Source organism: Neolewinella agarilytica (assembly GCF_900110645.1).
GTDB lineage: Bacteria > Bacteroidota > Bacteroidia > Chitinophagales > Saprospiraceae > Neolewinella > Neolewinella agarilytica.
In genome coordinates, this window is sequence record NZ_FOFB01000007.1 from 97,662 (window position 1) to 112,789 (window position 15,128).

At 51.4% G+C, this 15,128-nt stretch carries 9 protein-coding genes; 1 reads left to right on the forward strand and 8 read right to left on the reverse strand.

Features of this window, described 5'->3' with window-relative positions:
* Positions 1-81: 81 nt before the first annotated feature.
* The 5 genes from BM123_RS08160 to BM123_RS08180 form a co-directional block, all read right to left on the reverse strand.
* Positions 82-3,474 (reverse strand): VCBS repeat-containing protein, encoded by a 3,393-nt coding sequence (locus tag BM123_RS08160; RefSeq protein ID WP_090167143.1) that lies wholly within the window; start codon positions 3,472-3,474, stop codon positions 82-84.
* Positions 3,475-3,477: 3 nt separating this feature from the next.
* Complete coding sequence (locus BM123_RS08165) at positions 3,478-4,080, reverse strand: dynein light chain family protein (protein ID WP_090167144.1); 603 nt, start codon at positions 4,078-4,080, stop codon at positions 3,478-3,480.
* Positions 4,077-7,391 carry a CRTAC1 family protein gene (locus tag BM123_RS08170; RefSeq protein WP_175489295.1) on the reverse strand — a complete coding sequence of 1,105 codons (3,315 nt, stop codon included), beginning with the start codon at positions 7,389-7,391 and terminating at the stop codon, positions 4,077-4,079. The genes BM123_RS08165 and BM123_RS08170 overlap by 4 nt, the downstream gene beginning before the upstream one ends.
* 66 nt (positions 7,392-7,457) lie before the next feature.
* Entirely contained in the window at positions 7,458-8,000 is a 543-nt protein-coding gene (locus tag BM123_RS08175) for a 3'-5' exonuclease (protein ID WP_090167147.1), read from the reverse strand.
* 162 nt (positions 8,001-8,162) lie between these two features.
* Positions 8,163-8,492, reverse strand: coding sequence for a LytR/AlgR family response regulator transcription factor (locus BM123_RS08180; protein ID WP_175489296.1), 330 nt, complete (start codon positions 8,490-8,492; stop codon positions 8,163-8,165).
* Positions 8,493-8,694: 202 nt separating this feature from the next.
* Between BM123_RS08180 and BM123_RS08185 the strand changes: the two genes are divergently transcribed.
* Positions 8,695-9,507: a PhzF family phenazine biosynthesis protein gene (locus BM123_RS08185; protein ID WP_090167151.1), complete on the forward strand. Its 813-nt coding sequence runs from the start codon at positions 8,695-8,697 to the stop codon at positions 9,505-9,507.
* Positions 9,508-9,624: 117 nt separating this feature from the next.
* Here the strand turns inward: BM123_RS08185 and BM123_RS08190 are convergent, their stop codons facing one another.
* The 3 genes from BM123_RS08190 to BM123_RS08200 form a co-directional block, all read right to left on the reverse strand.
* Positions 9,625-10,443: a hypothetical protein gene (locus BM123_RS08190; protein ID WP_139211813.1), complete on the reverse strand. Its 819-nt coding sequence runs from the start codon at positions 10,441-10,443 to the stop codon at positions 9,625-9,627.
* 323 nt (positions 10,444-10,766) lie between these two features.
* Complete coding sequence (locus tag BM123_RS08195) at positions 10,767-11,261, reverse strand: hypothetical protein (RefSeq protein ID WP_090167155.1); 495 nt, start codon at positions 11,259-11,261, stop codon at positions 10,767-10,769.
* A gap of 214 nt (positions 11,262-11,475) precedes the next feature.
* Entirely contained in the window at positions 11,476-14,883 is a 3,408-nt protein-coding gene (locus BM123_RS08200; protein ID WP_090167157.1) for a ThuA domain-containing protein, read from the reverse strand.
* Positions 14,884-15,128 lie beyond the last annotated feature (245 nt).

Below are 15,128 nucleotides of genomic sequence, written 5' to 3' on the forward strand. Positions count from 1 at the left end.
GATGGCTACGCCCTCGCCTTCATCCGGGGCTAAGGACGTTCGATCCCTACGGGATCTGCCAGGCTGGCGGTTATTCGATCCCTACGGGATCAGTAGTACCGGCGTTTCATTGTTTCGGCCGAAGAGGTAGCGGTTACGGCCCAGGCCAATGATGCTCCGGATTTCTCCATCAATGTTGATGCCGCTTTCAGCGGCAGACAGCGCCCGGAAGTTTCCCTCGCCATCATTCTCCAGCATCAGGCCCCGGCCGGCATCATAGCGGCCGATTTCCGGCTTGACGTAGTAGAAGTTTCCTCCCGCCAACAGATCCTGATCCCCATCTCCATCAATATCCCTGGCCAGGAGGGCATAGACTGGCGTCTCCTGAGCGGCGGCGGGAAGGTAGCTGATGTGGAAAGTTCCGTCTCCCTGGTTTAGCAATGCCATACTGCGAAATTCGTTGGCCTCCAGCCGGACGGAGCGACTGAGCACCTCTGCGTCGAAGATGTCCTCCATCGTCTGGTCGCCGAAGGAGCTGTACTTGAGGTAGCGCTTCCGAAGGCCGGGAAGCTGCTTCACCAGATCGTGCAGCAGTGGCATGGGGTAAGGCTTTCCCTCTTCGTAGGTAGAGAGGATTTGCTCCGCCGAGCCATTCTGGTCGAAGTCATTGACGTGCAGGATGACCGGTGCATCGGCACTCGCGCGGAAGCGCGAGTTGAGACCGTGGTTCCCCAGAATAAGGTCTGTCTTACCATCACCATTCAGGTCGGCTGTTTCCAGAGCGGTATACCAGCCGGCAATTCCCTGCTTCTCCAACGTCCCTTGCACCTGCGGGCCCGCGCCCAGAAAATCCAGCTCGATGGACGTCAGTTTTCCGTTGGCAAATTGAAAGGCCGTTGGCTCCATGTATTCGCCCACCACCACGAGTTCCCGCCGGGCATCGCCCGTCACGTCCGCCCAACGGGCGTCCGTAATCATTCCTATTTCCTTCAGGGCAGGAGATTTGCTGTCCGTGAATTTGCCTCTGCCATCATTTATTAACAGATAGCTGTCCGCCGGCGCACCGTAAAGCCCGGGCCGCTGCCGGCTACCCACAAAAAGGTCTTCATCGCCGTCCTCATCCACATCGTAAGCCGCCACTACGCTACCCGCCGCAACGCGGGAGCCAGAGGGCAAAAGCTGTGTGCTCTTCGTCCATCGACGCCCTCCCCCTTCATTGAGGTAAAGTCGGTCCAGCAGCGCCGTTGATGAATTACTGAACTCGCTGCTACCGCTCACCACGTAAAGGTCCAGATCTCCGTCGCCGTCTGCATCGAAGCAGCTGCAAGCCACGTCTTCGCTTTCAGCATCCGCTGAGAAAATAGCTTCGGCTGCCGGGGTATAGCTGCCGCGGGTGTACAAATTCATCCGCCCCGCCTGCCCGCGGGCTCCGCCGCGGTAGAAATCCAACTCGCCGTCGCCGTTAAAATCACCCGCGCACAATGCCGGTCCCTCCGCACTAAGCATGAAGTAAGTCAGCGGGTCGCGGTCAAAGTCACTGTAGCGGTTTTCTACGTGGGCGTTATTGGTCAGAAATGACAGCGTAGTCATTTGGCGGAAGTGGGAACCCTTCTCGCGCGCCATGCTTGTGCCTGCGCTAAGGCCATTGGCCATGCCCGGGTTAGGCTTCATAACGCCCACCAATTGATCCGCTTCCAGGTTGCGCATCATCAGTGTCTCTCCGTCCGGCCATTCCAGTAAAAGGCTATCGATCCGAGCGTTAGCACCGAGTCCGAAATGCATCCGGTAATCCATGCTGCTCTGGAAGCCGCGCATGGGCATATGCTCTAGGTACTGTGACTGCCCTCCCGCATAAACCGTTGCTTTGGTGCCAACGGCGAAGGGGTTTTTTCCTTCCATCTGAGGCCGCAGCTGAAGCCAGTGGTTGTTTTTCTGAGAATCGCTGTTGTTGCGATAGACTGCTACACCACGGTTGACGTTGTTTACGACCAGGTCGAGATCACCGTCGTTGTCCAGGTCACCGTAGGCAGAGCCATTAGAGAAGCCCAGCAGGTCCAGACCGTAGGCTTCCGCGACGGGCTCAAAGTCGTAGTTCCCTTCGGGCCCAAGGTTGCGGAAAGCATGATTAGGAACGGGGTTGGAGGGGATGGCATCCACCAGGGTTTTGAAGTCTACTTTGCCAGAAGCGGTGACCTTCTTTTTGAATTCATCGTTAGCGATGTAGTCCAAAAAATCACGATTCGTAAGATCCTGGAAAATGCCATTGGCCACGAACAGGTCTTTGTTCCCATCATTCTCAAAGTCGAAGATGAGCGCTCCCCAGCTCCAGTCCGTCGCTTCTACCCCAGCGAGACGACCAATCTCCGTGAAGGTGCCATCGCCGTTGTTCCGCTGCAGCATGTTGCGGGTAAACTGGTGATAATAATCGTTATCCAGGTTGAAGCGATACTTATTCCAGTTCTCGAAGGTTGTTGCTGTTTTGATGCGCGCGTTCGTTGCTGGCAGCATCTCCGTGACGAAGATTTCCCCGAAGCCATCATTGTTCAGGTCAGCCATGTCTGCGCCCATACTGGCGGCGCTGATGGATTTCATGGACGACGTAAGCGTCTCCCGAAAGGTACCATCGTGGTTATTCATGTACAGGTAGTCCCGCTCGAAAAAGTCGTTGGAGACGTAGATGTCCGGCCATCCATCCCGGTCAACGTCGCCAACCGTAACCCCAAGCCCGAAGCCGATGATGGAGCCGTAGATGCCAGCGGCTTCGGAGACATCGACGAATTTACCATCGTCGTTCCGGTAGAGCACATCTCCGCCTTTCTCGTCCCGCTTCGGGCGTTCGTTGCGTTCCAGGTTAAAGGAACCGATGGCCTGGTAGCTATTGTTAAGCAGGTAGCAGTCCAGGTCGCCGTCCCGGTCATAATCAAAAAAGACCGCGTGGGTGCTCAGGCCTTCGTTGGCCAGGCCGAATTCTTCGGCCGCTTCCCGGAAGGTTCCATCCAGATTATTGATGTAGAGCTCGTTGCGGCGGTTGTCTCCGGCGATGTCTCCGGAGTTACAGAGGTAGATATCCAGAAATCCGTCGGCATTGATGTCGACCATCGTTACGCCCGTACTCCAGGCAGCCTGGCCGGCTACGCCGGCCGTTTCGGTAATGTCCTCAAAGCGAAAGTCACCTTTATTCAGGTACAGGCGATTATCGACCCGGTTTCCACTCAGGTAGATATCCGTTAAACCATCGTTGTTGATATCGCCGAGCGCAACACCGCCTCCGTTGTAGTAGTTCCGGTATTTGTAGATATTGAAATCTTCGTCGTATTCCAGCAGGTTAGCGAAATCGATCCCGGAATCCGATGGACGGATGCGCTCAAAGAGAGTGCTGCCATCGTAGGGAGGAATGGTTTCTCCATCCGTCCTAACGTCCTGCTCACAGGCAGACGCAAAAAACAGTAGCAGCAGCGTTGGCCACCATAGTATACGGGATATCTGATGCATCATGTTCTACCTGATTTTTTGCCCCAGTTTTTCCTCGGGGAGTACGCTTAAATCTGTAAATCGGGCCTGCACGATCTGGCTGTCTTTCATCCAGATGGCAATAGCCCGGTTATTGTTTACCTGGGTAACGATGCTCCCCAGTACTTCGTGGGGTACTACGATCCATTCCCCTCCGTATTGTTCGTCCATCCACTCCGCCACGTCTTTGAGGAGCTTATCACTGTGAGCATTTTTATTCCATGGAGACCAGTCTACGTAGGAGAAGAGGACATCCATAGCTTCAACGGTGTAGCTGTCGCCGAAGTCCGGAGCGAAAGTCATTGTTGCCGGCCGGTCGAGTTCATCAGGCAGTTGATGATCAACGGCATTACCACCTCCAGCCATCGTAATCTGTTGGTTCTTATTCAGAACCGTGCATCGGTCGTAATATTCCCGCTTAGCAATCCCCAGCTCAAGGCCGAGGAAAAAGTCGTTGGTCTTCTGCTTGCTGGCTACGCCACGGGCGTGCGCTTTCTCGTAGCGTTCCAGCGGGGGCAGGTCAGCATCGTTAATACAGCTGGTGAGGGTCAATCCACCCAGCAGCGCGAAAAGGAAAATCAGTTTTCTCATCGTTCGATTTGCAGTTGAATTAAGGTTCCGTTGGAGCGGGCCACGGTGAAGGACCGATTACCCGTTGATTTAATCTGTCGAATATCCCCTTCCAGGACCATGCCGGTTTCTTTCGGGCCCAGAGCGATGAATGCGCCTTTACCATCGTTGAGCAGGATGGATCCAAAGCTGGCGGCATTGATGCCGATTTCGGGCTTAGCGACGGTTTGATTCCCTCCAATAATGAGGTCCAGGTCACCATCTCCATCGAGGTCACTTGTAGCAATGGCGTAAACGGGAGCTAACTGCGCTTCGCGCGGTAGCGGCTGTTTCTCATACCCGTCTTTACCGCCGTTGAGAAAAACAACGGAGGCCAGCTCATGGATTTGGGAGACGACCGATTTATCGCGTAGGGCTGCGGGGAAGAGTTCGTCGAAGCGCTTACTTGCATAGTCAGCATAAGTGGGCAATCCCTTGCGCAGGGCGGGCATGGTTTTCACCAGGTCGTCGCGGAGGGTCAGGGGATAACGCTTTCCGGTTTCGTCGTACATGACCAGTAGCTGGTCAGCCCGGCCATTGCGGTCGAAGTCGTTGACGTGGAGTTCCAGCGGGGCAGTCTCGGAGGCACGAAAGCTGGTATTGAGGCCGTGGTTTCCAGCGACAATGTCCGTCGAGCCATCACCGTTCATATCCCCCAGCGAAAGGGTATGCCAGATACCGCCGCTATTGGGTATAACTTCTTTTTCTTCGATGCGACCATCACTAAAGTGGAGAATAACAATCGGGCCACAGTCTAGGCTGACGACGAGTTCCGGCTCTTTATCGAGGTCCATCTCCGCCCAGGCGGCGTCAGTGACCATGCCGAGTTTTTGGAGGCCCGGGAGTTTAGCGTCGGAGAAATTCCCCTTGCCATCATTGAGTAGCAGGTAAGAATCCGCGGGAACACCGTAAGTGCCGGGCCGGAGGCGGGCGCCGACGAAGAGATCCAGGTCACCGTCGCCGTCCACGTCGTAGGGACGGGCACAGGAGCCGGAGACAAATTTGTTGCTGACGGGCAGGATCTGGCTGGAGCGCTTCAGGGTGCCATTGCTCCGGGTAATGTAGAGCTTATCAATCAGGGCAGTGGAGCCGTTGGCGAATTGATGACTTCCATTGACGACATAGAGATCGTCCATATTATCGCCGTTAACGTCAAACCAGACGGCGTCGACGTTTTCACCGGCAGCATCTTCGGCAAAAAGGTCGGCGGCTTTAAGGCTCGCCTTACCGGCAATGATCATTTGGCCAGACTGGCCGGCAGCACCGCCGAGGTAGCCGTAGCAGCTTTTACAGTCGGAGAAGGCAGCACCATAGGCCAGTGCCGGGCCTTCGTTGTTGAGCCCGAGCAGGAGCAGGGGATCGCGGTCAAACTCCGTGGCCCGGTCCTCCACATGACGGGAGCCGGGCATCTCCTTTTGCAAAACCCGAATATTGGGCAGGTCCCCTACCCTGCTTTTGTCAACTTTCACTGCATCCTGCGTGCGCGCCAGACCTTTGCCTTGCGCTAGTTGAAGTACCGGAGTCCCGGGCAGTTCCCGGAACGTTTCCCAGGCGCCTTCCGGCCAGCGAACAAGTATTGAGTCCGGTTCGCCGGCTACGTGAATGCGCTTATCAACCGTACTCTGGAAGCCGCGCATCGGCTGCAGTTCGGTGTAGGTAACTCTTTGGCCCACATAGGCGTACACCTTGGCCCCGATAGCGTCCGTGTTCGGGGAAGGGCGCGGACGCAGGTGCAAGGTGCGCCCCGGCAGCAGTGTGTTGTTGCGGTACACCCCCACCCGGCCGTCAATGTTATTGACCACCAGATCGAGGTCGCCGTCGTTGTCCAGGTCGCCGTAAGCGGCGCCGTTGCTAAACGTCTCCTGATCCAGCCCCCAGGCTGCTGCGACCTCCGTGAACGCCAGTTCCCCATCCGCCCGGAACACCCCATTCACCAGCGGCTGGGCCGGTATTTTATCAATAACATCCGTGATGCTCTTTCCTTCCTCGAAGATGGCTTTGCGGATGGCTTCCGGATTAGCGTTGAAGTTGATGTAATCCTGATCGAGCAGGTCTTTACCGTTTCCATTGGCCACAAAGATGTCGCGCAGTCCATCATTATCCATATCGAACAACAGGGCTCCCCAACTCCAGTCCGTAGCGGCCACGCCAGCCATCCGGCTTAGCTCGCTAAAGCGTCCGTCTCCCCGGTTATGTTGCAGCACGTTACGGCTGAATTGCTGGTGGTAGCCCTGATCGCGAAACAGCTGGTACCGGTTCCAGCCGTTGAAGGCCGCCGTTGTTTTACGGCGGTATTCCTGACGGGGCAGCATCTCGGTAACAAAGAGTTCCGGCAGGCCATCGTTGTCAAGATCCGCAAAGTCAGCGCCCATACTTCCCTGGCTTATTTCCGGCAAGTAGGCGGGCAAATCTTCGCGAAAAGTTCCGTCTCCGTTATTGAAATAGAGGTAGTCCCGCTCAAAAAAATCGTTGCTGACGAAAAGGTCCGGCAGGCCGTCTTCGTTCACATCTCCGACCGTTACCCCCAGCCCGAAGCCAATGGCGGAGGAATAGATATTGGCTTGTTGGGTGACGTCGGAAAAGCCCTTGCCATTCTCGCTGGCTAAGTTTTTAAGCAACTTGTTCCCTCCCTCGGGGTCCGCTGTTTCCCGCAGTCCCTTTTTCAGGTCATAGCCCGTAGTAGACCGTGTGGAGTTGTTGAGCAGATAGGCGTCCAGATCGCCATCCTGATCATAATCAAAGAAAGCTGCGTGGATGGAGAGTCCGACAATATCCAGGCCGTATTCGGCGGAGGCTTCGCGGAAGGTAGCATCTCCATTATTCAGGAATAGTTCGTTATGGCGAACCCCCGTCATTCCCGCAATTTTCTCCCCTGCTGGCGGGCCGGCCTTACAAACGTAGATGTCCTGATCACCGTCAGCATCAATATCAACGATAGCAACTCCGGTAGACCAGCTGTCCGGGCAGGCAACACCCGCCGCTGCGGTAACATCTTCAAAATGCCAGTCTCCCCGATTGAGGTACAGCTTATTATCTACTAAGTTTCCACTTAGAAATATGTCCGGTAAGCCATCTCCGTTAAAGTCTGCAATACCAACTCCGCCACCGTTGTAGAAATTGCGGTAAGTATAGGGGTTAAGTTGATCGGTATAGTGGAGGTCATTACGAAAATCCATCCCCGTGGCGGGGTCACAACTCATCAGGCTGAAGGCAGCGTCTTCTGTCAGCTGGCAGTCCTCCTCTAAGTGAGCAACGCCCCTTTCACAAGCAGTGAAAGCCAGTAGTAAGAACAACAGAGAGGATATTGATATGGATCGTTTACACTGCATAATCGGGATCGGAGCGCAAAGATACGCAACTCAGAATCGCCACATATCGATCATCCCCCGAAAGATCTTAGCCGTGTTTTGGGCGTCCACCAGAGCCCGGTGCTGCTCTCCTTCCCATTGATAGCCTTCGTGCTTGACGGCTGACTTCAGCCCTCGCTTTTTGGGAAGGTTTTTGATCTCCTGGTACTGCTTTTTCAGATCGATGTGTTCGTCCAGCCAGTAATCTTCCAGTCGGTGTAAGCGGCAATCAGCCATCAGCTGCTCCCGATCAAAGTCTCCCCAGGAGGCCAGCAGGTATTCGTTCTCATCTACCCCTACCCAATCCTGAAATTCCTGTATGACCCGCTTAAAGTCTCTGGCCCGGTTGACCTCGCGCTGATCTATCTTTAAGAGACGCTGACAGAAGTGACTCATCTTGGGGTGGATCACTGGCTTAATCAGCCGACTGAAATGCCCTTCAATATTTCCGTAACGGTCCATGGCGCAAGCCCCGATTTCTAAGGTTTCCTGCACCATTCCCGGAGGACGCCCCTCCCAGCAGGTGGCTTCAATGTCGTATACTATAAACTTCACATTATGGAAATGCACGAGCAGGGGTCAAAGGTTTATCTTTCCGGAAAAGAATCGCTTTCGCAAAAAAAAAGCGCCAGGATACACAATGGCATCCTGGCTATGAAGCAGGTTAATTCGCTTAAAAATTTTACAATTCAATATTGAGACACTATGATATCTTCGCTAGAGTCGGGGCATCCGGCTCTTGATTTCGCCATGATAGGCTTTTCCCATCTTCAGTTCGCGCTCACCGATAGCAATGGTTCCTGTCGCGAAGCTGACACGGTCAACCTGATCAAAATTGACCAGAATACCGCGACTTGCCCGTACAAACTCCGGAGCAGCTAATTCTTCACTAATGGCAGCAAGGGAGCGCTTAATCGCAAATCGCTTTGACTTCGTTTGAAGGTAGGCGTAATTCCCATCTGCCTCGATGAATTGAATTTCAGACAGAGGAATCTTTATGTAGGTAGTTCCCTCCCTCAAAAAAAGGTGATCGGGAGACTGGTTCATATAATTCATTGCTTTGTAGATAAATGTGCATGTATAAATAGCAGCTTGAGTAGGATTATCGCCTTTAAAATCAAACTATTTGCGTTTCGGACGTGTCAACATGCTATTAGTCACACCCCTGAATAAAAAAACACCACATTTTCTTAGGCTAACACAATCAACGGCCACTAAAAATATTGCAAACTCATTGAAAATTAGACAGATGCGCCAACTTCCACTTTACCAGGTAGACGCTTTTTCCAAGGACACATTCGGCGGCAACCCAGCAGCAGTAGTTCCTGTCCCGGTATTTCCACCGGATGAACTGATGCAAAACATCGCCTCAGAGAATAATTTATCCGAAACGGCTTTTGTGACCGTCCGGGGCGCCGGCAAATTTCACATCCGTTGGTTCACACCCGCGATGGAAGTCAGGCTGTGCGGCCATGCCACTCTTGCCTCTGCTCATATTCTCTACCAATCGAGTGAAGCCAAGCCCGAAAAAATGCTTTTTAGAACGGAAGAAGCGGGCACCATCACCGTCAGACCAAATAAGAACGGAAGCTACAGTATGGACTTCCCCCTTGATACGCCCCAGAAGATAAAATCTCCAAAGGGCTTAAGAAGTGTGCTGGGAGGGATCAAGCCTTTAGAGGTTCATCTTGGGACTGATGACCTGGTCGTCGTCCTTAAAAACCGTAAACAGGTAGAAAACCTGAAACCAAACCTTCCGTTACTGGCGGGAATGAAAAAGTATCGCGGCCTCCTCGTTACGGCTCCTGGCAAAAAGTATGACTTTGTTTCCCGTGGTTTTTTCCCCTACTACGGCATCGATGAAGATCCGGTTACCGGATCGGCGCATACCGTACTTACCCCATTGTGGGCGAAAAAACTTGGAAAGAAAAAGCTGACCGCCCGGCAGGTGTCTAAACGAGGAGGTGACCTCCTCTGCGAAGTAAGGGGTAAAAAAGTACGGTTAACGGGCCATGCCGTTACTTACCTTACCGGCCAGATCCTATTGAAAAACGAGTTGTAGGCTTAGGACTCGTTTGCGGTGTTCGTACAGTATAATTTAAGCTTCCGTACAAATATGAAAGCCCCTCCTTTAGCTTTGCCAAAGGAGGGGCTGGTTGCAGCTTATGGTTCGCGTTACCTAATCAACACTCAGGTTGACCAGCTTCAGTCCGCGTGAATCCGTTAGTTTTTTGGCTTCTGCCGTTATTTCTTCAATGGACTTACCGGATAAGAACGCACTATCGTACTCTCCATCCTGGAATACAGCAACATACTGGGTCTTATTACCCTCCCGGAAACGGTCAAAATCGATGAGTTCAACCTTACTCTTCTTTCGTTCCTGATATTCCTCCGTGAATTCTTCCAGAGTATTGGCGAAATAGAGGAAGTTGAATCTGTTCACCGGAGAGAAATGATAAAGGACGACAAAGGAAGGCTCGCCGTTGGGGATGTTAAGTACAAAGACCCGCTTAATCTTGAAACGGTCTTTAGCCATCGCACGAGTCCGTTTGAGGATGGTCTCCCGGCTGTCCAGTAACCATACCTTATGGATCGTTGGGTTAGCCTCCTTAACCCAAACCCCGTAGAAATCGTAATCACTCTCGTTCAGCACGACGGCAGCAACGTCAATCATTGTATAGCCCTCTTTCACCTTCGCCCGTTTGAGCTTAATAAACCCCGCCCAGCTGCTGGCTTTCTCGACATGATCTTCCAACGGGCTTTCAGAGTAGATCCCCACATACTTTCTTTCGTCTCCTCCCTGCTTATAGGTCTCCAGATCGGTAAGACGGTAACCAGCAGCGTTTTGCCGCTGATGCTCACTAAGAAAAGATTCCCATCCGGCGATGGTCACCTGCCGGATGTCAGCATCGGATGGTTTGTAGATGGCGGAAAACTTCTGAGCACTCAGGCTGGCAGAGAAAGCGATCATCAGGACCGCAACGAATGATCGTAGCATAATTTGACTTGTCTGGAAAAGTAAAGGTAAACGGTGGGTCGTTTATTGTATGTCAACCAGCCTTTGGACGTTTCCCCAGCCCAAGGTCACCAGACTTCCCCCTCTATCAAATGTATTTAAGTCCTAAATCCCCGTCATTATGGGCGCGGACGCAGGTGCAGGCAATTTTTTTAGCAGCAAGGGAGACATTGTTTGTCTCCCCTGAACACCACTAAAGGTTACTGCTTGTAAACTGATTCCGCCTTTACCCGTGTAAGTTGTCAGACAAACACCAGTATCTACCAATGTCGGCCTTCCTGAGCCTTTATAAACAGAACTTAATTTCAGGCTTTCTCCAGCAATAGTTCATGTCCTTTCAAAGCCGATCTCAGGCTATCAACATCCTTAACGCCAATAAAAAAATTCTGGCCGTCTTTGGTGCGGATTGACAATCCGTTACGACCGTAAAAAGTCAACCGCTTTTCCCCACCAAAGTGGTGCTTGCTACCGTGGTTCGGAGCCAGCAGAGGCGTTTTTACAATTTTGCAGGACTCGACGTTTTCCCAGGAAATCTTTCGGGAGCTATCGTGCAAAGGCGCTAGTTTATACTTGATTTTCTTGTCGTTGACAACAACTTTGAGCTGCAGACGGCGCAAGAACCAGAGGATTCCTCCCAGTGAAAGTGCAATAAGCGTATAAGCTATAGCCTTACCAGCCTCCATGTTATTGAACACCGTAGACACGAGTCCATATACTGCTGCAATGGTACCAATAATGAGAAGTGACAAAGTCATCTTGTCATTGTAGCGTTGCTTTTCTTTATAGATCAGGGTAGCCATGATGGTTAATTTTTGTTGATAAAATCTTCAATTGCCACTAACGAACCTGGCCTCTACGCAGCTTTTTACCAGCTGCCAGGAGAGGGTCACCTACCTTAAAGAAGGATACTGCCCGCTAGGAATTGAATGCAAAGACACGACTTTACATTCAATTAACATTGGAATTACCTATAATTAACCTCTAAAGGGCTTCAAAAGTTGCCCACTACATCAATTATCTACTGGTTTGCTCTCGCATAAACTCCATTGATAATACTGCGCCCAGCACTGCTTCTGCGGCGTCACTATCAGCTTTAAACCGGAAGAAAAGCTCCTCTTCGCCATCTTGTTTTTCTTCCAATGACACAATCAGGTCATTGACTCCGTAAGTAGAGAGCTTTTGCTTGATGGTAGCCATTCCAATTACTTTTCCGGTTGAAGGATGGCCCGCCCGAATCTCAACCGTACCTCCGGAGGTAATGTTAGGCACCAGGGCAACTTCCAGCTTTACGGCAGAAATCCCCGTTAAGTCAAGTTTACCATAGCTTGCCCATCCGCCACCACTGGCAACGAGCACGTCCATTTCCTCATCTCCCATCGGGTTGTCTTTCCCGTCTAAGTGGTAAGCCATTACCTTGTTGCCTTGCGAAAAGGCATGAGCGCCAAATTTTGCGGGTCTTAGCATGACGACTTCCTTGGTAGTTAACCTTGGCAGACCATCTCCTGCCCCCTTATCGGTATAACTTGCTTGCAGGTAATACCTGCCGGGAATACCCGCTTTGTGTTGGTCGAGCACAAGTTTCCCACTGGAAGGCCGGCTCTTTTTGCCGGGTGGAGGGCCGGAAAGGCTAAGAATGTAATCAGCCATACGCTTAGCATCCGCCCTGGGTAAATCGGGATGAGCGCTCATCGCCTGCTCTCCCCATACACCACCACCTCCGGCAACAATTTTACCGGCCAGGTAGTCTGTAGCATCAGCTTGTTTCCGGTATTTATCGGCAATCTGCTGATAGCTGGGGCCAATACTTTTTTCGTTTACGGCGTGGCATCCAGCACAGTCTTGTCCGTCGATCAGAGCCTTGCCGATGGCGAAGTCGGTTCCTTTACCGGCCACCTGGTGGCCGCGCTCAATCTCTACGAGGTCTTCGCCCTCTAAATAATCCAGACTAACGGTAATGGCCTGAGGGTCAATCTCACCGTCTTCAGCATCAGTGACTTTAACCTGATATTCCAATTGATCTCCACCAAAGAAAAAAGAACGGTTCCCCGAAAACTCTAAAGCTACCTCAGGAAGATTGTTTCCTACCAGTACGGTGGTCTCTTTGCTACTCCTATTCCCTTCACTATCCTCTACTACAAGAGTAAGCGTATGCTCTCCTTTTTCGTCGGTGACATAGTCAAGTTCTTTCTCTTTTCCTATAACCTCGTCGTTCAGCATCCAGCTAAAGCTCATCTCATCTCCATCATAATCAATGCTACCGGAAGCATCAGCCACAAGATGAAAAGGAGCTCCGCCAATGGTGTGAACCATTTCCAGTTCAGGAACTGGCGGCCGGTTACCAGAATTGTAACGAATTCTCAGCAAGCGGGCATCCGGATTGATACTAAACCACTTGTTACCGTATTCAATAACGTAGAGATCCCCCTCCGGCCCAAACAACATGTCCATTGGGTGAAGTAGTTTTTGAGAAGGGAGGAAAGGCTCGAACTCCGTTACATAGCCCGTTTCATCTAACTCAGCGGCCATGATATAATCCCTCATCCAGTCATAGAAAAAGAACTTGCCGGAATAGTATTCCGGAAAGCGATGATCACTATCCTCGTAGTCATCACGATAAAAGACAGGACCAGCCATGGCGTTTCGGCCACCGGTGCCTAACTGGGGAAACTCCTCGCTAACGGCATAGGGGTAGTAGATCATGGCTGGTTGTGCCGGTGGAAGTATACGAGCTCCGGTATTGAGCTTGCTATCATTAACAGGTTCCGCCGGATTGAAGGCCTCACCGGTAGTTCCTGCTTTAAAATCCCTTTGATGGTACGGTTTATTGTCACCAATAAAAAGTGGCCACCCGAAGTAGCCTGCTTCCCGGGCGACATTGACTTCGTCATGTCCTCTGGGTCCCATTCCCAGGCTATCTTTTCCTGCATCCGGCCCCACATCTCCCCAGTAAACGTTGCCATTACGCTGATCAACGTGAATACGGAAAGGATTACGCATACCCATGGCATAAATCTCGGGACGGCCTTGCTCTGGGTCAGAAAACAAATTACCCTCCGGAATGGTGTAGCTACCGTCCTCTTCTACTTTGATTCGGATAATCCCTCCCCGCAGGTCCATTGTGTTTGAAGAAGACCGGCGAGCATCAAAATTAGGTTCGTCCCGGCTATCATCAATGGGGGCGAAGCCGTCTGATTCAAATGGATTGGTATTGTCACCAATGGATAGGTGGAGTAAACCCGTGCCGCCGAATTCGATACTTCCTCCGGAGTGACAACATTTATTCCGGTCCGTAGGTACATCAAGAATTATCTGTTCACTTTCTTTATCAATACTGTTCCCTGACAACTTAAACCGACTCAGGCGATTTACACTTTCTTCAATATTTGGGCTATAGTAAAGGTAAAACCATTCATTCGCTTCAAAGTCGGGGTCCAGGGCGATACCCAGCATTCCGTCTTCGAATTCAGTCCAGACGTCAAAATTAGCGATTTCAGCCTCCGCTTCGAAGTCAGGGTCATAGACCTTTACCGCTCCCGTACGCTCAATCCAAATCGGCCGGCCGTCAGGCAATAGCTCCAACTCCATGGGTTCATTCATGCCCATGACGAGTTCTTCCACCTGAAAGCGATTTTCTTCTGGCGTGGCCTTTACTCCGGCATAATCCACCGGGTGATTATCTCCCCAGGCATATTCCATCCCTCCCCATATGTGAGCGATAAAGTCCGGGTCCGTATAACTTTCCGGCGTGTGCCCAAGACCGGTGTAGAAGGTTCTTCCGTTCTCAAATTCGCGGTACCAGGCAATGGGATGATAGTCTCCGTTCTCTCCCCCCTCATAAGAGTTTTCATCAACCCGTAATACCGGGGTAATGCCTTCCTGAATATTTTTATAGTTGTACCATTCATCAAATCGCTTCCATTCCTTATTCAGGTGAGCCGTTGAAGGGTGGTTGTCTTCTAAGACCAGTACGGTTGCATCCTGATGCTTAGGGTGGCTAAGAAACCAGGCACCCGCCAGTTCATTGTACCATGGCCAGCCATATTCAGTATCAGCTGCCGCATGGATGCCCAACCAGTTTCCACCAGCTTGCATGAAGCGCTTCATTTCTATCTCCTGAGCTGGGTTTAGAATATCTCCCGTAGTGCTTAGAAAAACAATAAGATTGTACTTAGAAAGCTGATCCTGCGTAAATACGGAAGCGTCCTCAGTCGTATCGACCTGAAAGCCCTTTTCTTTACCCAAACGAAGAAACATCTCTTTTCCCTGCTCAATAGAAGCGTGCCTGAATCCTGCAGTCTTGGAAAATACCAGTACACTTCTTACTTCAGGAGCTTTAGGACTACAACCAAAAGCTAAAAAGATGAATATACTGATGATGAATAGCAGTACTGCGGGATGCAGATGCGTTCGTAACTGGTTCATAATGTAGCGTACTTTAAAACTCTTATAATCCCAAATAATTCTGTCAATTCAGACAGCGGACGTACAGATGTCCGATGACCTCACAAAGCAAGCCAAAAAATTGGCTGCATGAATAACTAATAAAAAATGGAGATAGTTTGAGATTTAGCAATTTTATTTTCAAAAAAGCTCATTTATCCACACTCTAATTCCGTTTTGCAACCTTGAAAAGGGATTTCCTCACTCCATAAACGAAAAACGCGGAG

Coding starts and splice junctions, on each gene's coding strand:
- BM123_RS08160 (WP_090167143.1), bottom strand. CDS start 3,474: ATGATGCATCAGATATCCCGTATACTATGGTGGCCAACGCTGCTGCTA.
- BM123_RS08165 (WP_090167144.1), bottom strand. CDS start 4,080: ATGAGAAAACTGATTTTCCTTTTCGCGCTGCTGGGTGGATTGACCCTC.
- BM123_RS08180 (WP_175489296.1), bottom strand. CDS start 8,492: ATGAACCAGTCTCCCGATCACCTTTTTTTGAGGGAGGGAACTACCTAC.
- BM123_RS08185 (WP_090167151.1), top strand. CDS start 8,695: ATGCGCCAACTTCCACTTTACCAGGTAGACGCTTTTTCCAAGGACACA.
- BM123_RS08190 (WP_139211813.1), bottom strand. CDS start 10,443: ATGCTACGATCATTCGTTGCGGTCCTGATGATCGCTTTCTCTGCCAGC.
- BM123_RS08195 (WP_090167155.1), bottom strand. CDS start 11,261: ATGGCTACCCTGATCTATAAAGAAAAGCAACGCTACAATGACAAGATG.
- BM123_RS08200 (WP_090167157.1), bottom strand. CDS start 14,883: ATGAACCAGTTACGAACGCATCTGCATCCCGCAGTACTGCTATTCATC.